General features: G+C 42.3%; 23 protein-coding genes and 1 pseudogene. 15 read left to right on the top strand and 9 right to left on the bottom strand.

Annotation, left to right across the window (positions count from 1 at the left end):
• The first annotated feature begins 18 nt into the window (after window positions 1-18).
• From pnp to A4U55_RS09385, 4 genes and pseudogenes are all read left to right on the top strand, one after another.
• The gene (gene pnp / locus A4U55_RS01635; RefSeq protein WP_003669886.1) at window positions 19-2,109 is read left to right on the top strand and encodes a polyribonucleotide nucleotidyltransferase; all 2,091 of its coding nucleotides are present in this window, start codon (window positions 19-21) and stop codon (window positions 2,107-2,109) included.
• Between the two features lie 155 nt (window positions 2,110-2,264).
• Window positions 2,265-2,723: a DUF6530 family protein gene (locus tag A4U55_RS01630; RefSeq protein ID WP_003662910.1), complete on the top strand. Its 459-nt coding sequence runs from the start codon at window positions 2,265-2,267 to the stop codon at window positions 2,721-2,723.
• A 7-nt stretch (window positions 2,724-2,730) separates the two neighbouring features.
• A complete protein-coding gene (locus tag A4U55_RS01625) occupies window positions 2,731-3,309 on the top strand; it encodes a hypothetical protein (protein WP_003662911.1) in 579 nt (192 codons plus the stop codon).
• 614 nt (window positions 3,310-3,923) lie between these two features.
• A pseudogene (locus A4U55_RS09385) lies at window positions 3,924-4,016 on the top strand (hypothetical protein); the annotation flags it as partial.
• A 129-nt stretch (window positions 4,017-4,145) separates the two neighbouring features.
• Here A4U55_RS09385 and rlmH read toward each other — a convergent pair.
• On the bottom strand, window positions 4,146-4,628 hold the full coding sequence (rlmH, locus tag A4U55_RS01615; RefSeq protein ID WP_003661523.1) for a 23S rRNA (pseudouridine(1915)-N(3))-methyltransferase RlmH: 483 nt from the start codon (window positions 4,626-4,628) through the stop codon (window positions 4,146-4,148).
• A gap of 174 nt (window positions 4,629-4,802) precedes the next feature.
• Here rlmH and A4U55_RS01610 point away from each other — a divergent pair, with 174 nt between their 5' ends.
• The 9 genes from A4U55_RS01610 (at window position 4,803) to A4U55_RS01570 (ending at window position 13,352) form a co-directional block, all read left to right on the top strand.
• Window positions 4,803-5,297: an RDD family protein gene (locus A4U55_RS01610; RefSeq protein ID WP_003660481.1), complete on the top strand. Its 495-nt coding sequence runs from the start codon at window positions 4,803-4,805 to the stop codon at window positions 5,295-5,297.
• Window positions 5,297-5,710, top strand: a complete 414-nt coding sequence (locus tag A4U55_RS01605; RefSeq protein WP_003657335.1) for a YraN family protein — start codon at window positions 5,297-5,299, stop codon at window positions 5,708-5,710. Before A4U55_RS01610 ends, A4U55_RS01605 begins: the two co-directional genes overlap by 1 nt.
• 84 nt (window positions 5,711-5,794) lie before the next feature.
• Entirely contained in the window at window positions 5,795-6,556 is a 762-nt protein-coding gene (locus A4U55_RS01600; RefSeq protein WP_003657342.1) for a BON domain-containing protein, read from the top strand.
• A gap of 133 nt (window positions 6,557-6,689) precedes the next feature.
• Window positions 6,690-6,932, top strand: coding sequence for a BolA family protein (locus tag A4U55_RS01595; protein ID WP_003657343.1), 243 nt, complete (start codon window positions 6,690-6,692; stop codon window positions 6,930-6,932).
• Between the two features lie 15 nt (window positions 6,933-6,947).
• Complete coding sequence (gene murA, locus A4U55_RS01590) at window positions 6,948-8,210, top strand: UDP-N-acetylglucosamine 1-carboxyvinyltransferase (protein WP_003660484.1); 1,263 nt, start codon at window positions 6,948-6,950, stop codon at window positions 8,208-8,210.
• A gap of 78 nt (window positions 8,211-8,288) precedes the next feature.
• Complete coding sequence (gene hisG / locus A4U55_RS01585) at window positions 8,289-8,945, top strand: ATP phosphoribosyltransferase (protein ID WP_003657345.1); 657 nt, start codon at window positions 8,289-8,291, stop codon at window positions 8,943-8,945.
• Between the two features lie 198 nt (window positions 8,946-9,143).
• Window positions 9,144-10,451: a histidinol dehydrogenase gene (hisD, locus tag A4U55_RS01580; RefSeq protein ID WP_003664952.1), complete on the top strand. Its 1,308-nt coding sequence runs from the start codon at window positions 9,144-9,146 to the stop codon at window positions 10,449-10,451.
• 88 nt (window positions 10,452-10,539) lie between these two features.
• The gene (hisC, locus tag A4U55_RS01575) at window positions 10,540-11,637 is read left to right on the top strand and encodes a histidinol-phosphate transaminase (protein WP_063453942.1); all 1,098 of its coding nucleotides are present in this window, start codon (window positions 10,540-10,542) and stop codon (window positions 11,635-11,637) included.
• 188 nt (window positions 11,638-11,825) lie between these two features.
• On the top strand, window positions 11,826-13,352 hold the full coding sequence (locus A4U55_RS01570; protein ID WP_003657350.1) for a fumarate hydratase: 1,527 nt from the start codon (window positions 11,826-11,828) through the stop codon (window positions 13,350-13,352).
• Window positions 13,353-13,528: 176 nt separating this feature from the next.
• On the opposite strand, the gene A4U55_RS01565 is transcribed toward A4U55_RS01570, so the two are convergent.
• The 4 genes from A4U55_RS01565 to trxA all read right to left on the bottom strand — a co-directional run bounded on the left by A4U55_RS01565 (window position 13,529) and on the right by trxA (window position 16,621).
• Window positions 13,529-13,942 carry an Ohr family peroxiredoxin gene (locus tag A4U55_RS01565; protein WP_003657351.1) on the bottom strand — a complete coding sequence of 138 codons (414 nt, stop codon included), beginning with the start codon at window positions 13,940-13,942 and terminating at the stop codon, window positions 13,529-13,531.
• A gap of 169 nt (window positions 13,943-14,111) precedes the next feature.
• Window positions 14,112-14,432 carry a hypothetical protein gene (locus A4U55_RS01560; RefSeq protein WP_063453941.1) on the bottom strand — a complete coding sequence of 107 codons (321 nt, stop codon included), beginning with the start codon at window positions 14,430-14,432 and terminating at the stop codon, window positions 14,112-14,114.
• 366 nt (window positions 14,433-14,798) lie between these two features.
• Entirely contained in the window at window positions 14,799-16,067 is a 1,269-nt protein-coding gene (rho, locus tag A4U55_RS01555; protein ID WP_003657353.1) for a transcription termination factor Rho, read from the bottom strand.
• A 233-nt stretch (window positions 16,068-16,300) separates the two neighbouring features.
• A complete protein-coding gene (gene trxA, locus A4U55_RS01550; protein ID WP_003657354.1) occupies window positions 16,301-16,621 on the bottom strand; it encodes a thioredoxin in 321 nt (106 codons plus the stop codon).
• A gap of 197 nt (window positions 16,622-16,818) precedes the next feature.
• On the opposite strand from trxA, the gene A4U55_RS01545 reads away from it, so the two are divergent.
• Window positions 16,819-17,547: an RluA family pseudouridine synthase gene (locus A4U55_RS01545; protein WP_003671936.1), complete on the top strand. Its 729-nt coding sequence runs from the start codon at window positions 16,819-16,821 to the stop codon at window positions 17,545-17,547.
• Window positions 17,548-17,595: 48 nt separating this feature from the next.
• Here A4U55_RS01545 and A4U55_RS01540 read toward each other — a convergent pair whose 3' ends face one another.
• The 4 genes from A4U55_RS01540 to A4U55_RS01525 all read right to left on the bottom strand — a co-directional run bounded on the left by A4U55_RS01540 (window position 17,596) and on the right by A4U55_RS01525 (window position 21,391).
• Window positions 17,596-17,922 carry a beta-lactamase hydrolase domain-containing protein gene (locus tag A4U55_RS01540; RefSeq protein ID WP_003660492.1) on the bottom strand — a complete coding sequence of 109 codons (327 nt, stop codon included), beginning with the start codon at window positions 17,920-17,922 and terminating at the stop codon, window positions 17,596-17,598.
• Between the two features lie 138 nt (window positions 17,923-18,060).
• On the bottom strand, window positions 18,061-19,770 hold the full coding sequence (locus A4U55_RS01535; RefSeq protein WP_063453940.1) for a SulP family inorganic anion transporter: 1,710 nt from the start codon (window positions 19,768-19,770) through the stop codon (window positions 18,061-18,063).
• 440 nt (window positions 19,771-20,210) lie between these two features.
• Window positions 20,211-20,531, bottom strand: a complete 321-nt coding sequence (locus A4U55_RS01530) for a BolA family protein (protein ID WP_003664940.1) — start codon at window positions 20,529-20,531, stop codon at window positions 20,211-20,213.
• A 32-nt stretch (window positions 20,532-20,563) separates the two neighbouring features.
• The gene (locus tag A4U55_RS01525; RefSeq protein ID WP_003664938.1) at window positions 20,564-21,391 is read right to left on the bottom strand and encodes a M48 family metallopeptidase; all 828 of its coding nucleotides are present in this window, start codon (window positions 21,389-21,391) and stop codon (window positions 20,564-20,566) included.
• A gap of 348 nt (window positions 21,392-21,739) precedes the next feature.
• Here A4U55_RS01525 and pstS point away from each other — a divergent pair, with 348 nt between their 5' ends.
• Window positions 21,740-22,879 carry a phosphate ABC transporter substrate-binding protein PstS gene (gene pstS, locus A4U55_RS01520; RefSeq protein WP_063453939.1) on the top strand — a complete coding sequence of 380 codons (1,140 nt, stop codon included), beginning with the start codon at window positions 21,740-21,742 and terminating at the stop codon, window positions 22,877-22,879.
• Window positions 22,880-22,953 lie beyond the last annotated feature (74 nt).

The following is a 22,953-nucleotide window of genomic DNA, read 5'->3' as shown; positions in this document are numbered from 1 at the left end:
ATATAAAAGGATCAATTTATGTTTAATCCCATTCGTCAAGAATTTCAATATGGCAACCAACAAGTTGTTTTAGAAACAGGTCGTATCGCTCGCCAGGCCAATAGTGTGCTTGTGCATATGGGCGGCGTTTCAGTTTTGGTTGCTGTGGTCGTGCGTCCTGAAGCCATTGCTGGTCAAAACTTTTTTCCTTTGACGGTGAATTATCAAGAAAAAATGTATGCTTCGGGCAAAATCCCAGGCGGTTATGGCAAGCGTGAAGGTCGTGCGTCAGAGTTTGAGACGCTGACTTCTCGCTTGATTGATCGCCCAATCCGTCCGCTATTTCCAGAGGGCTACTTTAACGAAATTCAGGTAACAGCAACAGTCATTTCATCAGATAAAACCCAAGATGCTGACATTGCAGCGATGATTGGTGCATCAGCAGCGTTAGCAATTTCACCAGCACCATTTAATGGTCCTATCGGTGCTGCTCGTGTTGGTTTTATCAATGGCGAGTATGTACTCAACCCAACTTTGGCTGAGATGAAGCAAAGTGATTTGGATTTGGTCGTGGCAGGCACCAAATCAGCGGTACTGATGGTTGAGTCTGAAGCTAAAGAGCTATCAGAAGACCAAATGCTGGGGGCGGTGCTTTATGGGCATGGTCAGCAGCAGGTGGTGATTGATAATATCAATACATTCGCCCAAGCGGTAGGCAATACCAAGCAAGAATTTGTCGCCCCTGCCATCAATGAAGAGCTAAATACTCAGCTAAAAGAGCAGTTCACCGCTAAAGTTAGTGAAGCCTACACGATTACCGTCAAACAAGACCGCTACGCACGCTTAGATGAGCTTGCCGCAGAAGCTTTGGTACTGGCAGGCGATGAGACAAGTGATGACTATGCCGATAAAGTCGCCCAAATTAAAGAGCTATTTGAAACCCTAAAATATCGTACCGTGCGTGATAATATCTTATCAGGCAAGCCTCGTATTGATGGGCGTGATTTGGAGACTGTGCGTGCCTTGGATATTCAAGTGGGCGTCTTGCCTTATACACACGGCTCGGCACTGTTTACTCGTGGCGAAACTCAAGCGTTGGTTGTAACCACTTTGGGTACAACACGGGATGTGAACCTTGTGGATACGCTGGCAGGCACAAAGCAAGATCACTTTATGCTACACTATAATTTCCCACATTATTCAGTGGGTGAGACAGGTCGTGAAGGTGCACCAAAACGCCGTGAAATTGGACATGGTCGCTTGGCACGCCGTGGTGTTCAGGCGATGTTACCTGCCGCTGAACGCTTCCCATACACCATTCGTGTGGTCTCTGAAATCACCGAGTCAAATGGTTCATCATCTATGGCGTCTGTCTGCGGTGCGTCGTTATCTTTGATGGATGCAGGCGTGCCGCTAAAAGCCCCTGTTGCAGGCATCGCCATGGGACTGGTCAAAGAAGGTGAGCGTTTTGCTGTGCTGTCGGACATTTTGGGTGATGAAGACCATTTGGGCGATATGGACTTTAAAGTTGCAGGTTCGGTAAATGGTATCACAGCTCTACAAATGGACATTAAGATTGAAGGCATTACCGCCGATATTATGGAACAAGCCCTAAAACAAGCACACGCAGGTCGTATCCATATCCTAAATGCCATGAATGAGGTCATCGCAACCTCTCGTACTGAGATTAACGCTCATGCACCAAATTATGCCACCATCACTATCAACCCTGAAAAAATCCGTGATGTGATTGGTAAGGGTGGGGCGACCATTCGTCAGCTGACTGAGGATACAGGTGCAACCATTGATATTGATGATAACGGCACAATTCGTATTTTTGGTACAGATAAAGCATCAACCCGTGCCGCCATTACTCAAATTGAGGCGATTACCGCCGAGGTTGAAGTGGGTACAGTGTACGAAGGTACGGTTGCTCGCATTGTTGATTTTGGGGCGTTTGTTACCATTTTACCAGGCACAGATGGTCTGGTACACATCAGCCAAATCTCTGATGAGCGTGTGGAGAATGTGAGTGATTATCTAAAAGAAGGTCAAACTGTCAAGGTTCAAGTTCAAGACATTGATAATCGTGGTCGTATTAAATTAACCATGAAAGGTGTTGAGCAGTAAGCCTTTGATTTAATTGTTAAAAAACAAAAACCACTCCGACATGGGGTGGTTTTTTATTAAAAATACCTTGACATGTAAGGGAGCTACCATTATACTACTAACATTAGTAAATTTACTAATTTTAGTATTTTAACCCTAAATTTGATGAGGTAAATATGTCAAAGTTTAAAAAAATCCCCACACATTTATTGCATATCCCTGTGATAATGCTAGAAAACTATCAAGCAATAGATGGTGCATTCGCTCACAATACAGATGCACAAGGGTTATCTGTGGGTGTTGCTCAATGGAATGGTGCAGGATATACTGATTTTTCAGCGAAAATATGGCGATTTGCTTATGATGAAAACAATTCAAAAGGCGGGCGTTGGTCAAGACAATCCGAGGAAATACCGCTACACAGAACGCTTGATTTAGCAAGTTTGGTGTGTGCCAGCATTTATTATACCAAAAATGGTGAATTTCCTAGCGATTGCGATTATGACTTATCTAAAAGTAATGATGCACATCATCAAGCGTTGTTAAAACAATTTTTGGAAAAAAATGATGAGTATTTGCAAACCTCTTTAAAGCGTTTGGCAAAATTAGTCAATCAATTGGTTGAGCAGGAGTAGAGTTTTTATGAGCCATGTTAATTTTTATCGCATTCACATCAAACCACATCGTGATGACGAAAAAAACCAAGATTTATTTGAGCTTTGTCTAAATCAGGGCATACTTGGCGGTGGCTGGGCTGTGGACGATTTGGATAATGGTGCAGATTGGCGGACTTTTTCTTGGCAGGTGTTAAAAAAGTATCCAAATAATAGCGACTTAAAAGAGTTTTTAAAGCATATGCCTAACATCAAAAAAGATGACATGGTACTGACAAAAGACCGTCATTCCAATTATTATCTTGCCAAAGTCATATCTGGTTGGGAATATGTGGATTTTGATGATATTATCAATCCTAAAAAATTAGACATTCATAATATCGTGCGTGTAGAATTTCAAAAAATCCCTAACGACATTAAAGGCGGAGAGATGTATGAATTTTTCAATGGTAAATATAGAAATCATACTTTGGTAGAGATAGCAGAGTTTGAGCAAATCTACACCAAAGAACTGTATAAATATCTATGGAATAAATTGTCAAATACTTGTGATTATGCCGTTGATGATTATTTCTTGCACATGGTAAAACAAATAAAAGCCTTATGATATTTGCTTAAAATAAAGTCGCCATCGTATGATGGCGGTTTTATTTTTAAGGATTGTTGTGATGAATTAAAAATAAAATCACAAATACTGCTTTAAATTATCCCTTGCTTTATTTTCTAACGCTTGATAAAAATAATTGGTTAAATAAATTCGCTCCTTGTTATAAAATCCTTTTAACACCGATTTTCTTTTAACATGATAAATAAAACGATTGACCCACGCATATTCTTGCCTGATTTGATGATTATATTCATCAAATCTATCAAAATCACTTCCCAATATCGCCAAATCAATATCCAATAAATAATCCAAATCTGCTTTATCATCGCCCGTTAAAGGATTGATATGGTCTTTGGTGGCAAGAAATAACGCTCAGTAATACCAATATCTGTATCGGATGATATGCCTTGTAATTCATCCTTCATCATGACCGAGCTGTCGTATTCATTGGCGGGGCTTTTGGGATTATAAATTACGTCATGATAAAAAAAGGGCAATGGCAACCAAATCGGGACGAGATAAATTATCCTTTATTTCATCAAACCACATAAAATATTCAGATAAATGGGTGAGATTATGATAATGACGGTGGGGCTGTTGGTAGTGGGTAATGAGATTATCTAAAAGAAGGTCAAACTGTCAAGGTTCAAGTTCAAGACATTGATAATCGTGGTCGTATTAAATTAACCATGAAAGGTGTTGAATAAACAACCTTAGTATCATATTATCATATGACTTTAAAAAACCGCTCTTTTGAGCGGTTTTTTAATAATTTTGGTTAAAGATGGTAAGTGCTTAAGCTTGAGTAATCTAAATCACTTGAACAACCAATCATTCTACCCACCACGATGATAGGGGTGATGATTAATCAGACTCATCGCACGATACAACTGCTCTATGACAATGATACGCACCAACGGATGCGGCAAGGTCAGCTCCGATAATGACCATTTAAAATCTGCTGCTTGCAATATCTCAGGCGAAACGCCATCAGCACCACCAATCACCAAGGCAATATCTGCACCATCTTGCATCGCCACACTCAGCTTATCACTCAAATGCTCAGTAGACAGCATTTTACCCTTAACTTCAAGCAGCCATAATCGCTCTTTTGGATGTTTGGCATTTAAAATTGTCGTCGCTTCGATGGCTTTATATTTATCAATCTCGGCAGGTGAGGGGGTTTTGCTGCGTTTGGCAGGAGGTAGTTCCACCATTTCAACACTAATCATGGGCTGAATGCGTTTGAGGTATTCTTCAAAGCCTTGTTGTACCCAATTTGGCATTTTGTGCCCAATACTTAAAATTCGTAATTTCATCAAAGCTTCCTATGGTTTTGATACCATTTTACTTAAAATTTGCCAAAATTTCATCGCAAAATAACATAACTGATGGCGAAAATGACAAAATTTTGTTATTCTAAGCAATTTACCAGCAAATTTATCAAGCAGCTTAAGCAATAGACTTAGACCATAAAAATACAGGAGTAAACAATGGTAACAAATACAGCAGTGTCGCACAGTCCTCAGTACGATGATTCTGAATTTGAATATGCAGGATTTTGGATACGATTTGTGGCATGTCTTGTCGATAATTTAATTGTTATGATTATAATTGCACCGTATTGGTTTTATAATTATCAGCAAATGATGGCCATGCCTGCTGACCAAATACCGTTTTATAGTGTTGGGGATGCCATCCTTTATAGTGCTGGGGATGCTATCCTAAACTTAGTGATGGCGGCGGCGGTTGTTTGGTTTTGGGTAAAAAAAGGTGCAACACCAGGTAAAATGCTCTTTGGGCTGCAAGTCCGTGATGCCAAAACAGGGCAATTTATCAGTGTGCCAAGGGCATTATTGCGATATTTTAGTTATCTGATTTCATCCGTGATTCTTTGTTTGGGACTTATTTGGGTTGGTTTTGATAAGAAAAAACAAGGCTGGCATGATAAAATTGCCAAAACTGTTGTGGTAAAACGCATTCGCTGATGGGTCGCCAGTTAAACAATAAAACCATCAAACGCAAGCAGGGCGATGTGTTTGAGCAGTTGGCGGTAGATAAGCTAAAACAAGCAGGCTATGAAATTATTTTAACCAACTTTACCACCCCATTTGTTGGTGAGATTGATATTATCGCCAGACAGCCTTTGGAGCAATCGCACCGTTTGGTGCAGCCAAGATTTTGTACGGTATTTGTTGAAGTGCGTAGCCGAACAAGTTCTGTGTATGGTACAGCGCTTGAGAGTGTTACCTCAAAAAAGCAGGCAAAAATCTACCGAACAGCAGAACGATTTTTAATCAATTATCCCAAATATATTGATGATGCATACCGTTTTGATGTCATGGTTTTTGATTTGGTTGATGGATTGATTGAACATGAATGGATAAAAAATGCGTTTTGATTGGCTCAATGGTCGTGAATTAAAATCAATCAAGCAATCCGTAGCTTTACTATAAGATATATCCCAGTAATATGGAAACATAGCATGATGAAAAAATTATTAATCGTTTTGACGAGCATGGCAATGATTGGTTTGACAGCATGTGTCAGCAATGGCACACAAAGTGTCGGCGCTGATGCGATGGGTCGCACCATTCCTGAGCGTATCAGTGATAGTAGTATTGAGCTTACCGCACGCCGTAATCTTGCAACCATTCCGGGTGTCAGTCCAAATACAGTGCGTATTGATATTGCCAGTTTTCGCCGAGAAGTTTTATTGACTGGCGAAGTACCCAGTGAACAGATTAAGATTGAAGTTGGGCGTACGATTGACTCGATGAGAGATGTCGAAAAAGTCTTTAATTATTTGACTGTCGTTGAGACACCCAAAAGCCAAAGCCATACTTTGCATGAAAATTATTTACGCTCAAAAATCAATACCCGCTTACTAACCAACCGCCATCTTAAATCATCACAATATAAGGTTGTTGTTCGTGACCGTACCGCTTATGTGCTGGGCTATTTGACATCCGAGCAGCAAGGTTATATCTTAGAAGCCATTCAAGCGACACCCGGTATGGAGGCTGCGGTAACTTTGACGACTTTGGTGAGTGTTCAGGAGTTAGAAAGTTATACCAATCATGAAGTGAATACACAGGCGTATACCAACGATGATGGCTATGATGCCATGGTGGCAAAGCCTGATACGCAAGAAGATAGTGGCTATATATTGCAAGAAATTTATACACCCAATGCCAGTAATGTAGCCCCAGCCAATACAGCACCTGTATTTGAGATCTCTCAATAGCGATTTGTACCATCATCTATCATGGTAATTTGGTGGCATATTTGGCAGCATTTGATGATAAATGTTGCCAGATTTGATATAATAATGTAATTATTTTGGGTGGATTAACCGCCCTATGGCAATGAGAAAACCTATGAATGCACAAGCTTTAATTGAGCTACTTCGCCCACATTTTGCCGATGCCCACATTGATGCGGTGAATGAAGGTAATAAATTTGAATTGTTGATTGTTGATGATGCCTTTGAGGGCAAGCGTTTGGTAGCGCGTCAGCAGATGGTTTATACACTTGTTAATCAATATATCCAAAACGGTGCAATGCACGCTTTGACGATTCATGCGCTTACGCCTGCAGAATATACTGCCAAAAAAGCTTAAGCTTAGGGATAAGTTATGGATAAGTTTAAAATTATAGGGGCAAGTCGTATCATTGGTGAGGTCACCATTTCAGGTTCAAAAAATGCTGCTCTGCCACTGTTGGCAGCAATGCTACTACCCAATGGTGAAACGGTGCTTCATAATGTGCCGACACTAAAAGATACAGCCACTTTGATTGAACTGATTGCAGGTACTGGCGTAAAAATTTATAAAGAAGGTAATACGGTCACAGCAGATGCAAGTGTTGTGACAAATTATTATGCACCTTATGAGTTGGTGCGTACGATGCGTGCATCGATTTTGGTGCTAGGTCCATTGCTTGCACGCTTTGGTGAAGCGGAAGTCAGTTTACCAGGTGGCTGCTCTATTGGCTCACGACCTGTGGATCAGCACCTAAAGGCACTAGAAGCCATGGGTGCAACTATCGAAGTTGAAAATGGCTATGTTAAAGCTCGTGCACCAGCAGGCGGTCGCTTGATAGGCTGTGATTTTAGCTTTGATATGGTGACGGTCGGTGGTACCGAAAATATCATCATGGCGGCAACGCTTGCTTTGGGTACCACACGCTTAGAAAACTGTGCGACTGAACCTGAGGTGGTAGATTTGGCAAATATGTTGGTTGCCATGGGTGCCAAAATCAGCGGTATCGGCACAACAACAATGGTTATTGAGGGCGTTGAGAGCTTGCATGGCTGTGAATACAGCGTGATCGCAGATCGTATCGAAACAGGCTCTTATTTGGCAGGCGCACTCATGAGCCGTGGTGATGTCTTAGTGCTCAATACATCGGCAGAGTTTTTACATCCTGTACTCAAAAAATTTGAAGCCATGGGTGCGACCATTACCACAGGTCACAACTGGATTCGTGCGGTGATGACCACGCGTCCAAAAGCTGTTGATATTCGTACTCAAGTACATCCAGGATTTCCAACCGATATGCAGGCACAGTTGATGGCGGTGTGCTGTTTGGCAGAAGGTACAAGCACGATTATTGAAAATATCTTTGAAAATCGTTTCATGCATGTGCCAGAGCTTCAGCGTATGGGGGCAAATATCCGCATCGATGGTCATACTGCCATTGTTAAAGGTGTTGAAAAATTTATGCCAGCGCCCGTTATGGCAACCGATTTACGAGCATCCATGTCGCTTGTGATGGCGGCGGCGTGTGCCGAAGGTGAAAGTGTTATTGATCGCATTTACCATATAGACCGTGGCTATGATGATGTTGAAAATAAACTGCGTGGGTTGGGTGTTAATATTGAGCGTATCAAAGGCTAAAGTTATCAAGACTTTAACGCCATTTTGACCAAATAAAATTCTGACCTTTTACCATCTAAATTGTGGCAGTAGTAACTCATGATAACCATGACAGAAAATTTTTCAGGCTTAACCATTGCTCTATCAAAAGGGCGAATTTTGGACGAAACCTTGCCTTTATTTGCTAAGGCAGGGATTGTACCGCTAGAAAATATTAACCAGTCTCGAAAGCTTATTTTTCCGACCACACATCCCAATGTTCGTTTGTTGATTTTGCGAGCTTCTGATGTGCCGACATATGTAGAGCATGGGGCGGCAGATATTGGCGTGGCGGGTAAAGATGTTTTGATCGAATATGATGCACAGATTTATGAGCTGCTGGACTTGGGCATCGCCAAATGTCGTCTGATGACTGCAGGTGTCAAAGGTGCAGTACTGCCTAATCGCCGCTTGCGTATCGCCACCAAATACACCAATGTAGCACGCAACTATTTTGCGTCTCGTGGTGAACAAGTAGACATCATCAAGCTGTATGGCTCTATGGAGCTTGCTCCTTTGGTGGGGCTTGGTGATTTGATTGTGGATGTCGTAGATACGGGAAATACCTTGCGTGCCAATGGTTTAGAGCCTTTGGAAACCATCTGCCAAGTGTCATCACGCCTGATTGTCAATCCTGTCAGCTATAAGCGTAAATTGGTACAGATTGAGCCAATTTTACAAATTTTGGAAAAAGCTGTCTTGGAGCAGGGTGCTTAAAGATCGTGTCATCTTTTTTGTTTATGATACGCTTGTTCCTGATAGCATGTTGGGTAAAATATATCTTGAGCAAAGCCATATCATATTTTGCTGATAATCTCACCTTATCTAAAGTCAAACTTTGCTGATTTCATCAAGTAACCAAGATTTAATCATGATAAAACTTGTATTGAATTTGTATTTATTAAAAGAGTATCCATGCCAACTTTAAAAATTCTAAAAAGTCAAGATGATAACTTTGCCAGCCAATTAAAAGATTTGCTTGCCTTTGAAACGGTAACTGATAGTACGCTGATTGCTACTGTGAATGATATTATCGCCACAGTACGAGAAGATGGTGATGACGCAGTGCTTAAACTCACTCAAGAATTTGATAAGCACCCAGCCAAGAGTATGCATGAGCTGTTTGTCAGTGCTGATCAATTAAAAGCGGCATTTGACGGTTTGGCTGATGATGTCAAACATGCCTTACAATACGCTGCTAAGCGGATTTTTGAGTTTCATCAGCATCAAGTCGAGGCGGGTTTTCGCTTTACCGATCATTTGGGCAATAGTTTGGGACAAAAAGTCATACCCCTTGACCGTGTGGGTATTTATGTGCCGGGGGGATTGGCAAGTTATCCGTCTAGCGTTTTGATGAATGCCATACCTGCCAAAGTCGCAGGCGTTGGGCATATCACGATGGTTGTTCCTGCACCGAATGGCGAGCTAAATCCTTTGGTACTGGCGGCAGCACATCTGTCGGGTGTGGATAGCGTCATTACAATTGGTGGGGCTCAGGCAGTGGCAGCATTGGCATATGGTACAGACAGTATTGCCAAAGTAGATAAAATTACAGGACCGGGCAATAAATATGTTGCTGCTGCCAAGCGTGCAGTATTTGGACAAGTGGGCATTGATATGATTGCAGGGCCATCTGAAGTGCTGGTCTATGCCGAAGGTGAACCTGATGATAATGCTGACTGGCTTGCTATGGATCTGTTATCCCAGGCGGAGCATGACACTGTAGCACAGGCGATTTTTGTTACCACTTGCCCAAGCCAGTTAGATGCGGTCAAAGATGCCATTGATCATGCGTTGGCAGAACTACCAAAAGCGGATATCGCAAAGCAGGCTCTTGCCAGTCGTGGAGCGTTGATTTTGGTCAAAAACCGAGCTGAAGGGATTAACATCATCAATCAAGTCGCCCCTGAGCATTTGGAGCTGTCACTGAATAACCCTGAAGAAGTGGAGCAATATGTACGCCATGCAGGAGCAATCTTTCTAGGAAGGCATACGCCAGAAGCTATCGGCGATTACTGTGCAGGTTCTAACCATGTCTTGCCAACATCAGGCACGGCACGGTTTAGCTCGCCACTTGGGGTCTATGATTTTACCAAAAAAACCTCGCTTATCTATTGTACACCAAATGGTGCCAAACCTTTGGCAAAAACAGCAGATATTTTGGCAGTACAAGAAAACTTGGATGCTCATGCCTTATCGGCACGCTATCGTCATCATGATTGATATTGATTTGAATCATTTGGCACAATCAAAATCTCTGCAGCAGATAAGCACATCATAGTTAACATCTTAATAAAAGTGTCGGATAATCATGAGTATTGACAACCGTTTGTGGAGTACTAAGGCAAAAAACCTTAGCCCTTATGTACCTGGCGAGCAGCCCAAGCATGATAATTTGGTTAAACTAAATACCAACGAAAATCCCTATCCACCAAGCCCAAAAGCAGTGATGGCAATGCAGGCAGTGCTTGTTGATGAGGCTTGTGCATTGCGGCTTTATCCTGAACCTGAGTCAGACGAACTCCGCCAAACTTTAGCAGATTATCATGGGCTTGGGTTAGATGAGGTGTTTGTTGGTAATGGGTCGGATGAAGTATTGGCATTGGTATTTGCATGTTTTTTTATGAAACAGCGTCCATTATTGATGCCTGATATTAGCTACAGCTTTTATCCTGTTTATGCTGATACCTTTGGTGTCACAACCCAAAGTATCCCACTTAAGGACGATTTTAGCATTGATATAAAAGAGTATCATCAGTCGTGTGATGGTATTATCTTGGCAAATCCCAACGCACCAACAGGGCGGTTGCTGCCCATCGAAGATATCAAAAAGCTGATTGCCATGCACCCTGATGCGGTTGTTGTCATTGATGAGGCATATATTGATTATGCTGATGATGTCAAGCAGGCATCTGCGGTGAGACTGATTCGCCAGTTTGATAATTTGGTGATTACCCAAACTTTTTCAAAATCTCGTGCCTTGGCAGGTTTGCGTGTGGGCATGGCATTTGCCAATCCAAATTTAATTGCCGCATTGATGGCAATGAAAAATAGTTTTAATTCTTATCCACTTGACCGCTTGGCTCAAGCAGGTGCCAAAGCCAGTGTTGAAGATGTGGCATATTTTGAAGATAAACGCACTCAGGTCATCAAGCTTCGCAAAGCACTCACCCAAGACTTGCAGACGCTTGGCTTTACCGTACTGCCTTCAGCGGCAAATTTTGTATTTGCAACTTTGCCAAACCATCAAGCAGCTGATTTAAGTCAGGCACTACGCCAAGAAGGTGTGATTGTGCGTCATTTTAATCAGCCACGCATCAAGGATTATTTGCGTATTAGTGTGGGTACGCAAGCACAAAATCAGCGATTGATTGATGTATTGACGCAGATTTTGGCAAAAATGGATTAAATCACCAGTTAATCATTTATTGTACCAACCATATGAAATGGTAGGCACGCTCTAAAATCACTGATTTAACTGATTGATATTTGCATATCATCATTGACCAAATGTGTGATTATTAAAATCAGCTTAAGATGACTTAAGCAAAGCCAGCCGTTTGTGTTTTACACAAATTAGCCAAAAGGAAAATAACCATGACCATCATTAAACAAGATGATTTCATTCAAAGTATCGCCGATGCATTTCAGTACATTAGTTACTATCACCCGACAGATTATATTGAAGCTTTGGTTGAGGCTTTGGCGCGTGAAGAAAACCCTGCTGCCAAGGATGCCATGACCCAAATTTTGGTTAATAGTCGTATGTGTGCCGAAGGACATCGTCCCATTTGCCAAGATACGGGTATTGCAACTGTATTTTTAAAAGTTGGGATGAATGTCACTTGGGATGCGACCATGAGCGTTGAAGATATGGTTAATGAGGGAGTTCGCCGTGCTTATAATCATGCTGATAATACCCTGCGCGCTTCGGTATTGACTGACCCAGCAGGCAAACGCCAAAATACCAAAGATAATACCCCAGCGGTCATCCATATGCAGATTGTGGCAGGTGATAAAGTGGAAGTGACTTGTGCGGCCAAAGGTGGTGGTTCTGAAAATAAATCAAAGCTTGCCATGCTAAATCCATCAGATGATATTGTTGATTGGGTACTAAAAACTATCCCCACAATGGGTGCAGGCTGGTGTCCACCTGGTATTTTGGGTATTGGTATTGGTGGCACACCAGAAAAAGCAGCACTGCTTGCCAAAGAATCTTTGATGAGCCATATCGATATTCATAAACTTAAGCAAAAAGCCGACTCTGGTGCCCAGCTGTCTACGACAGAAGCGTTACGCTTGGAAATTTATGATAAAGTCAATGCGTTGGGTATTGGTGCACAAGGTTTGGGTGGATTGACAACGGTATTGGATGTCAAGATTTTAGATTACCCAACACATGCCGCTTCAAAACCTGTGGCAATGATTCCAAACTGTGCAGCAACTCGCCATGTGGAATTTGAGCTTGATGGTTCAGGTCCCGTTGAGCTTATGCCACCAAGCTTGGATGTGTATCCAGATGTGACTTATAATCCTGAAAATGGTAAGCGTATTAATGTCGATACATTGACCAAAGAAGAGATAGCCAATTGGCAAACAGGTGATGTGCTTTTACTGAGTGGTAAGATTTACACAGGCCGAGATGCTGCACACAAGCGCATGACAGATATGCTCAATAATGGTGAAACGCTGCCAGTTGATTTCACCAATAAAATTATCTACTATGTTGGTCCTGTTGATCCTGTGGGTGATGAGGTGGTTGGTCCTGCAGGCCCAACAACAGCAACACGCATGGATAAGTTCACCCGTCAAATGCTGGAGCAAACGGGTTTATTGGGTATGATTGGTAAATCAGAGCGTGGTGAGGCAGCTTGTCAAGCGATTGCTGATAATAAGGCGGTCTATTTGATGGCAGTGGGTGGCTCGGCCTATTTGGTTTCTAAGGCGATTAAAAATGCCAAAGTTGTGGCATTCCCTGAGCTTGGTATGGAGGCGATTTATGAATTTGAGGTTTGTGATATGCCAGTGACTGTGGCAGTGGATAGTAGCGGCAGTTCGGTACATGCAACAGCACCAAAGATTTGGCAGGCTAAAATTGGTAAAATCCCAGTAGTAGAAGCTTAACCAATTCTTAGCAAGTGCATTTGCCATATTACCCTAGGTTATCTTAGGGTAATTTTATTTAAACTTAATTAAATTTAATATTTTTAAATTAAAATAAAATAACAGAAAATAAAACCGCCCAAAGCAACTGAACGATTTGGGCGGCATAAATAAATGCTTAAATGGCTAAATTGCGATTACTCTACCGAAGCACTCAGCTTCATGTCAATATTGCCCTGAACTGCTTTTGAGTAGGGGCAAACGGTATGCGTTTTTTCAACCAATGATAACAGCTCATCTTCGGTGATATCGCCATTACTGGCAACAACATGAATAGCACCAGTGAAAAAGAAGTTAGAATCACCTTCTTTGTTAAGCTCAATGGTTACCTCGGTTCTGCTATCAAATGATTTGTCAGCTGATTTTTTGACAAGCGCTAAAGCACCATCAAAACATGCAGCATATCCCATTGCAAAAAATTGCTCTGGGTTATTGCCCGCTTGATTTGTACCAGGGGCAACCATGTTGTAACTTTTATCATCATCCAAAAGAGTGGCAGTGCCAGTTCTTGCACCACTGACGCTGGCGGTTGTTTGATAGATTTGACTCATCATTGACTCCCAGTTGTTGTTGTGTTTCTTTGATTGTAGCAAATCATCATATGAAGTCAAGCAAAATACTTTATCATGCCCACCAATACAAGACAAAAAAAGAAGAACCCAAAATGGATTCTTCTTTTGTGTCAGCAAATAACTTGGAACAGTTAAAACTGTTTTATGATTATTTGGCTTGTTCGGTTGCTTCAGTTGCAGCAGCTTGAGCAGCTTCAGCATTAGCTTGAGCTTGGTCAGCAGCAGCGTGAGCAGCTTCAGTGGCAGCAGCATCACCAGTCATAGCATCACCAGATGCTTCGTTGGCAGCAGCAGTTGCGTCAGCTGCTGCTTCAGCCGCAGCTTCAGCTGCATCACCAGTCATAGCAGCAGATGCTTCGTTGGCAGCAACAGTTGCGTCAGCTGCTGCTTCAGCTTGTTCTTGTGGTTTTGAGCAAGCAGTTAGTGCTAGAGTAGCGATTAGTGCAGATGCGATTAGTTTGATTTGCATGATAAACTCCAATGAGGTAAATATTCAATAAATATTTGACAGAAAAATACCTATGGATAATTAATTGAGCATTGTTTAAATCTAAATATCAGATTAAACATATCAATCATCTATCCATAGGTTGACACATATATGTATCAGTATACAACAACTTAGCAAAGATAAAAAGAAAATTTTGTTATTAGCTTAATAAAAATGTAACAAAATATTGTTTTTCTTTACTTTTGCCACCTTAAGTAAGTGGCAATAAATTGCCGTTAGACTTTGGTGTTGAAAAATTCTAACACATATTTTTTAAAATGGCAATTCAGTGATGAAAATAAAAATAAGTTAGGGTATGGGCATACCTAAACCAAAGCGATAATTTTAGTTTTGAGATTTTTTGACCATTTGCTCAAAAAATTCATCATTGGTTTTTGAGTCTTTTAGGCGTTCAAGTAAAAACTCAGTTGCTTGGGCGTCTTCCATGGGTTGCATGAGCTTACGAAGTATCCAAACTCGGCGTAGCGTGTCTTCATCTAGCAAGCGTTCTTCTCGGCGTGTACTGGATTTTTTGATATTGATGGCAGGGAAAATACGCCGTTCAGCAAGCTCACGCTCCAAGGTAATCTCTTGGTTGCCCGTGCCTTTGAATTCCTCAAAAATGACACTGTCCATCTTTGAACCTGTGTCAATCAAAGCGGTTGAAATGATGGTCAAGCTGCCGCCTTCTTCGACATTTCGTGCCGCTCCAAAAAACCGCTTGGGACGCTCAAGTGCATGAGCATCCACCCCACCTGTCAGCACTTTGCCACTTGATGGGATGACAGTATTATAAGCACGCGCCAAGCGAGTGATAGAATCAAGTAAGATCACCACATCTTGCTTATGCTCAACCAAGCGCTTGGCTTTTTCGATAACCATTTCGGCGACTTGGATATGGCGTTGTGGTGGTTCATCAAAAGTAGAGGCAACAACTTCTCCCCAAACGGTGCGTTGCATCTCGGTGACTTCCTCGGGGCGTTCATCAATGAGCAGAACGATCAAGTAGCATTCAGGATGATTTTTGGTGATGGCTTGGGCGATGGTCTGTAGTAGTACCGTTTTACCAGCTTTGGGCGGTGCAACGATGATAGAGCGTTGACCTTTACCAATGGGTGCAATCAAATCAATAATGCGGCCTGTTAAGTCCTCGGTCGTGCCATTGCCTGCTTCAAGTACCAGTTGCTGGGTGGGGAAAAGTGGGGTAAGATTTTCAAAAATCAGCTTGTGGCGACTACGATCAGGCGTATCAAAGTTAATTTCACTCACCTTTAAGAGAGCAAAATATCTTTCTGAGTCTTTAGGCGGGCGGATCTGCCCTGCGATGGAGTCGCCTGTTTGCAAATTAAATCTGCGTATTTGGCTTGGGCTGACATAAATATCGTCTGGTCCTGCCAAGTATGAACCTTCACTTGAGCGTAAAAAACCAAATCCATCAGGTAAAATCTCAAGCACGCCATTGCCATAAATTGCTTCACCATTTCTAGCATGTGTCTTTAAAATGGCGAAAATAATGTCTTGTTTACGACTGCGAGCCATATTATCCAAACCCATATGCTCAGCAATAGCAAGCAGCTCGCCAACGGATTTACTTTTTAATTCAGTTAAGTTCATAGATAGGTAAGATGTGTGATGATACACCCAAAATAGGCAGTGATGGTTTTGCAAGGTATAGAAAAAGAAAAATGCAATCTCAAGAAATCGATTGCAGGTGCGTCCATATTAAGCGTAAATCAAGCATTTGTCAAGAGTTAGGGTGAACTTCGGGTAAATTATCAAACATTTTATGCAAAAATAAACCTGATTTGAACCGTGGATCAAATCAGGTCTTAAGATAAGTTGATTTATTATAAATGCTTGTCAAGCAAAGCGGCAAACTCAGATTTTGGACGACCACCAACCACAGTTTCTACCCGCTCACCATTTTTAAAAACAAATAAGGTCGGGATGCTGCGAATACCAAAACGAGCTGCAGATTGTGGGTTGGCATCAACATCAACTTTGACAATCTTGACACGACCTTGATAATCTTCAGCCAGCTCTTCTAGCACAGGAGCGATGGCTTTACATGGACCACACCACGCAGCCCAAAAATCAACCAAAACCAGACCATCAGAATTTACAACATCGGTATCAAAGCTTGCATCAGTGGCATTAATAATTGACATAATTTGCTTCCTTTTTAATTTAACAGTTTTACAGTGAATAAATGGCAATTGCCATGATTAAGTATTATGTGGTTTCTTGTAAAAAAATTCAAGATGTCAGCTTAAATGTCAAGTCATGATATAATAACAGCCTTGTTGCCCCAAGCCTTGGGCATGGCAATTGAATTTATTAAATTTACTGATTGAGCAAATAAAAGATGACCTTAACTGATGCTGATATTTTGCGTATGAATGCACTAGAGCTTTCGCATGATGACCTATTTTTTCATGAATTTGCCAAATCAATTACCATTTATGAAGATGAGGACATTTGGGTGCTGGATAAACCAGCTGGACTCTTGAGTGTTGATGGACGCATGCTAAAGGTCAGTTTGCAGTCACGACTTTTGCGTATCAATCCAAATATTAGGCTGATCCATCGATTGGATATGGACACTTCAGGGCTGATTATTTTTGCCAAATCCAGTGAGGCTCAAACGCACATTAGTAAGCAGTTCATTGACCGTATTCCCCAAAAAGAATATCAAGCGGTTGTGTTTGGAACACTGATGATAGATGATAAAAAGGGTGTCGTCGATGTGCCTGTACGCTATGAACCAACCACTAAGCCACGCCATATTGTTGATATGGATTGGAATAAACAGGCGTTGACTCATTATGAGGTGATGCATCATGAATTACGCTGTGATGACAATGGTAGGGCATATCCTGTGACTCGAGTGGCACTCAAACCCATCACAGGGCGTAGCCATCAGCTTAGGGTGCATATGGTGCATTTGGGCCATGTGATGATTGGTGATCCCATTTATGCTGAAGATGTGGCACTCAAACTGTCAAATCGGTTGAATTTGCATGCACACAAGCTTCGCTTAAAGCACCCAACGCATGGCATTTGGATGGATTGGGTCAGTCCAGTGCCATTTTAGGGCGGTGTATTTATTGGCTGATGACCCAAAGATCATGCACCAAATCCATCAGATTAGCCCAGAAACGACGGCACATTGATACAGACGCTTGGCGCGTGAGCCTGTACCACAAAATACCATCACAGGTTTTGGTGCGTGGTTAATCAGATCGGCGAATGCTTGGGCTTGTGCAAGATGAATGTCATCAATACCAATGGGCAGAGTGTGATAGCTAAGCCCAGCGTTTTTAGCACTTTGAGCGATGTCATACCCTTTGGGTTGTCCTTTAATCTCATCATCAAAACGCAGATTGATCAGGCTTTTAAAGCCCAATTTGGCAAGCCCATCACACTGCTTGGGATGGATTTGTTTGTAAAGGGTGATTTGACTATGCATGGGTAAATCCTTAATATGTGTTTTGATTTATGATACCCAATGACAAGATAACTTGCAATTTTGATTTGGCATAAGCTTATGACGGTATGACATGGTTGTCAGTGTAATTTTAAACATAAAATAAGGTCGAAGCGGTATTTAAAGATCTGTGCTAGGCTTGGTTAGACTTTGTACGGCTTGATTGGCACTTAAAAAAATGCACCCTGACAGATTTTCAATCACAGGACTGGTCTTTAAAATATCCATCATAGGGCCCTTCACCTCGGCCAAATGTAGGTGCTGACCTCGCTTGATACAGCTTTGATTAAAGGCACATAGCATCTCTTGGGCGGATAAATCGATATGATTGACCGCAGTCATAATCAGCACAATATCATGAATGTTGGTATCATCAGATAATCGCATTAAATTGGCATGAACAGACTGAGCATTACCAAAATACAGGCTTTCATCGATGCGTAAAAGTAACAGCCCATCAAAAGTAGTTGCCGTATGTCGCTCAATATTGCGAAAATGCTCGCTGTCGCCAACACGCCCCACGATCGCAATGTGTACTTGGTGTGTCCGATAAATCATCATTGCAAAACTTGCCAAAAGCCCGACAACCAAACCGCTATTTAAACCGAAAAGAATTGAGGTGAAAAAAGTAATGCCAAAACAGATGGCATCGGATTTATCCAGCTGCCATGCATTGATCAAGGTTTTGGTATCAATCATTGAGATGACAGAGCTGATGATGACTGCTGCTAAGATAGCGTAGGGCAGGCCTGTCAAATATTGCCCGAAAACAAGCAAAACCAGCAATACACCCAAAGCACAAATGATGGATGCCAATGGTGTTTTGGCACCCACAGATAGGTTTAGGCTGGTGCGTGAAATGCCCCCTGAGACCGCAAAACCACCAAAGAGGCCGCTGGTGATATTCGCTAAGCCCAAGCCACCAAGTTCCTTGTTGGCATCGTATGACTCACCTCGTATCCGTGCCTGCTGTGCGGAAATCGTACTTGATGAGATAAAAGCGATTAGTGCGATCAAGAGTGCCGAGGGTAATAAATCTAGTAAAGTGGTTGCAGAAAAATTGGGTAAGGTAATCTTTGGCAATCCTGTGGGCAAAGGTTGTAGCAATCTGATCTGCATTTGCTCAAATCCGATATGATGGCTGAGCCAAATAGAGATGGCAACAATTAAAATGACAAAAAAGCGATTGCCAAACCCACGCCACTGAGTGGGTAGCCAGCCCCAAATTATCGATTCACCATAACGGCTGATAATAAATAACAAGGTGGCACCAATCCCAAGTAACGCTGTCGGCAAATGGATGGGCTGAGTGCTGGTATAAATACTTAAAAATAAGTTGATTAAGCTGTCGGTATTTAGAGGTATGCCAATGATGTGCTTGAGTTGACTAAAAATAATTAATACCGCTGCCCCACTGATAAATCCTGAGGCGACACCACGACTGACAAACTGCATAATCCAGCCCAAACGAATCAGTCCAGCAATCAATAAAATCCCGCCTACCATAAAGGCAAGAACAATGGCAAGTGAAATATATTGTAAGCTGCCTGTAGCGTAGCCAGACAGTGCCGATGCAGTCATGATGGCAGTAATTGCCACAGGACCGATGGAGGAGACACTACTGGCACCTATCCATGCATAGACAATCACAGGGGTAATGGCAGCATACAGACCCATGATGGGTGGTAATCCTGCTAAGGTTGCGTAGCCTAAACTTTGGGGGATAACCAGCACTGCCATCATCAGTCCAGCTGGAATGTCCGATAAAGCAGTGCGTGGGTGCTGAATGAGCTGTAAAACCCAACGAGGTAGTAGACCTTGTATGCTCATCGGTTATTCTCCGTAAATCTTGATACCTTGGATAAATATACAGTGTCTAGCATGCTCACCGTATAAGTAAGATAACATCCGCTTTTTGGCAATGTACGCTCAGCTGTTGGCGTCTATCTTCCAGCTAATCTTTGGATAGATGCCGTGGCGACTGCTTGTCACGCCGATACTCATGTCAGAAGCAGATAAACCAATTTGTGCATTTTGAGCTTTTTTAATCAAAGTGGTGTGCGGTATACTCTCTGAATGAAGCTAAGTGTAGTCATAGCTGTGATAAATATTGGGATTGACATACTGTGGTGTGATATTGGCCGTGGTGGCACAGCCTGATAACACCACCATAGACGCTACTGTGATGATGAATTTTTTCATCACAAAACCCCAATGAAGGTCATTTTAAGTTTTTATTTGACCATAAACCATTGGGCGTCAATGCTGGCTTAGCGACGAGAAGCACACAAGGGGCTGTTGGGCGTTTGCTCAAGCTGCACCCATTCGCTAGGCGTATAAGCGTGAATAGCAAGGGCATGCACCATACCGCCGTTGACAGTTAAAAAAGGCTGAGCCAAGGCATAGACTGTCTGATGGCGAGCTGCCAGACGCTGTTTTTCAAAAGCGTCGCTGACGATCACAAGCTTAAAGTGGCTTTCTTTGCCTTCAAAATAGCCAGCGTGCATATGGCTTTCATTTTGCAATGATAGTATACTTGGGCTGAGTGCTTGTAGTGCTGCAGTTAATGTCTTTGCTGTTTGATTATTCATGATAATGACTTAATTTAAGCTGCTTAATTGGGTTAATGAATGTTTTGTGATGTCTGATATAGCGGCATCACTGTTGGGACTAAGGCTTTTAAATTGGCAATGCGATTGGTGGAGCTTGGGTGTGTGCTTAAAAACTGTGGCACGCCATTACCGCCAGCTGACTGCATTTTTTGCCACAAAGTGATCGCAGCATTTGGGTCATAGCCTGCACGAGCCATCAGCTCAATGCCAATTTTATCAGCTTCTGCTTCTTGGGTGCGTGAGTGCGGTAAATCCAATCCAAGCCGACCTGCCAAGCCAACCAATTGTGCTTGCCCACCTGACAATCCAAGGGCATTCACGGCAATACTAAGCACACCTTGGGTAGCAATATGACGACTGGCTTTTTCTCGTGAATGTTCACGCAAAGCATGTGCCATTTCATGTCCCATGACAGCTGCAATTTCAGCATCAGTTAATCTAAGACGCTCAATAATGCCAGTATAAAAGACAATTTTACCGCTCGGCATGACATAAGCATTGATTTGATTGTCGGTGATGGCGTGTACTTTCCAATCCCAACGGGTCGCATCTGGGCGTAAAACCGCCGTTTGTGGAATCAGATGATTGGCGATACGGTGAAGGCGTCGAACTTGAGCGGTATTGTTATCAAGCCGACCTTTGGTGCGTGCTTCATTGATGGTTTGTAAATAGGCTTGATGAGATAGCTGCATGATTTCTTGGCTTGAAATTAACAATAGCTGTTTTCGGTCAGCACCTACCACGCCTGTACTGGTTGTGCTAGCACAGCCAACTATGGTTGTGGTCGTAGCCGCTGCCAAAGTCACTGCCAAAATATTTTTTTTGATAAAATTTTGCATATTTACCCTGCTGTAATGACTTTAATGCCTTAAAATTGTCATGCTTATTGTGATTATAAACCAAAGCCATCCATAAGCCTAGCCATCTCAATAAAAAATTCACAAATCATCATCGTTTATAGAACCACTATTTAAGTAGTTATTTTTAAAAAGCCATTTTATTTAAAGCTCGCCTGACCGACCCGCCAAAAGCCTTGTCATCAAATTGTCATATAATTTTCATATAACCGTCATCTATCAGTCATTAAATCGTCATGCACGATTTTTACAATACGCATAACTTATGTGATAAATCTCCTTAGCTTTTAACATCTATATCCTTAATAGAGTTTACCCAACGGAGTTATGATGAAAACGAACATCAAATTGATTGGCCTATCTGTCGCTGCTGTTATCGCGCTAACTGCTTGTAGCAAAAAAGACGAACAATCTGCTGCAACTCAGCCAGAACCAGCTGCAACGGCAACAGCTCCAGCTGACGCTGCCCCAGCCGCTATGGAACAAGTTGCTATCAACATCACAGGTGCAGGTGCATCTTTCCCACAACCAATCTATGCCAAATGGTCAGCTGATTTCAAAGAAGCTACCAGCGGTCAAGTGAACTATCAATCAATCGGTTCATCAGGTGGTATCAAGCAAATCATCGCTAAAACTGTTGACTTCGGTGCTTCAGATGCGCCATTGACTGTGGATGAGCTAAATGCTGAAAACCTAATCCAGTTCCCAACAGTGATCGGCGGTGTTGTACCTGTGGTGAATATCGAAGGTATCGAAGCTGGCACGCTTAAGCTAGATGGCGAAACTTTGGCAAATATCTACTTGGGTAAAGTGACGAAGTGGAACGACCCTTCGATTGTTGCACTTAACCCAGATTTGACACTGCCAGATGCTGACATCACCACAGTATTCCGTTCAGACGGTTCAGGCACGACCTTTAACTTCACTGACTACCTAAATAAAGTTTCAACTGACTGGGCAGGCTCAGCGGGTGTGGACAAAGCCATCAAATGGCCAACCGCTTCTTCAGGCGCTGCTGGTAAAGGTAACGAAGGTGTAGCAAGCTATGTTAGCCGCATCAAAAACTCAATCGGCTATGTAGAGTACGCCTACGCCAAGCAAAATGGCATGTCTCATGTAGCACTTAAAAACGCCGCTGGCAAATTTGTTCAGCCATCAGCTGACAGCTTCGCTGCTGCAGGTGACATCGATTGGTCAGCAGCACCTGGCTTTAACCAAGTGCTAACCAACTCAGAAACTGCAGGCGCTTGGCCAATCGCTGCTGCAACTTTCATCATCGTACACAAAAACCCAGAAAATCCTGAGCAAGTTGCTGGTGTTCTAAGATTCTTTGACTGGGCATACACCAATGGTGACCAAGCAGCGCTAGATCTTGACTATGTACCATTCAGCGACAAAGCGGTTGAGCTGTTCAAGGCAAGCTGGAACGAAGTGAAAGACTCAAGCGGTAATGCAGTTTATGCACAATAAGCTGCCCTATAAGCTGCGATGACTTCTTGAAATGTGGCTTGTCAGAATTGGCAAGCCCATTATTTCTTAAAATA

The organism is Moraxella catarrhalis (assembly GCF_001632285.1).
GTDB classification, from domain to species: Bacteria; Pseudomonadota; Gammaproteobacteria; order Pseudomonadales; family Moraxellaceae; genus Moraxella; species Moraxella catarrhalis.
Note: the sequence above shows the minus strand (reverse complement) of the source record. Positions and strands in the feature narration are given on the sequence as shown.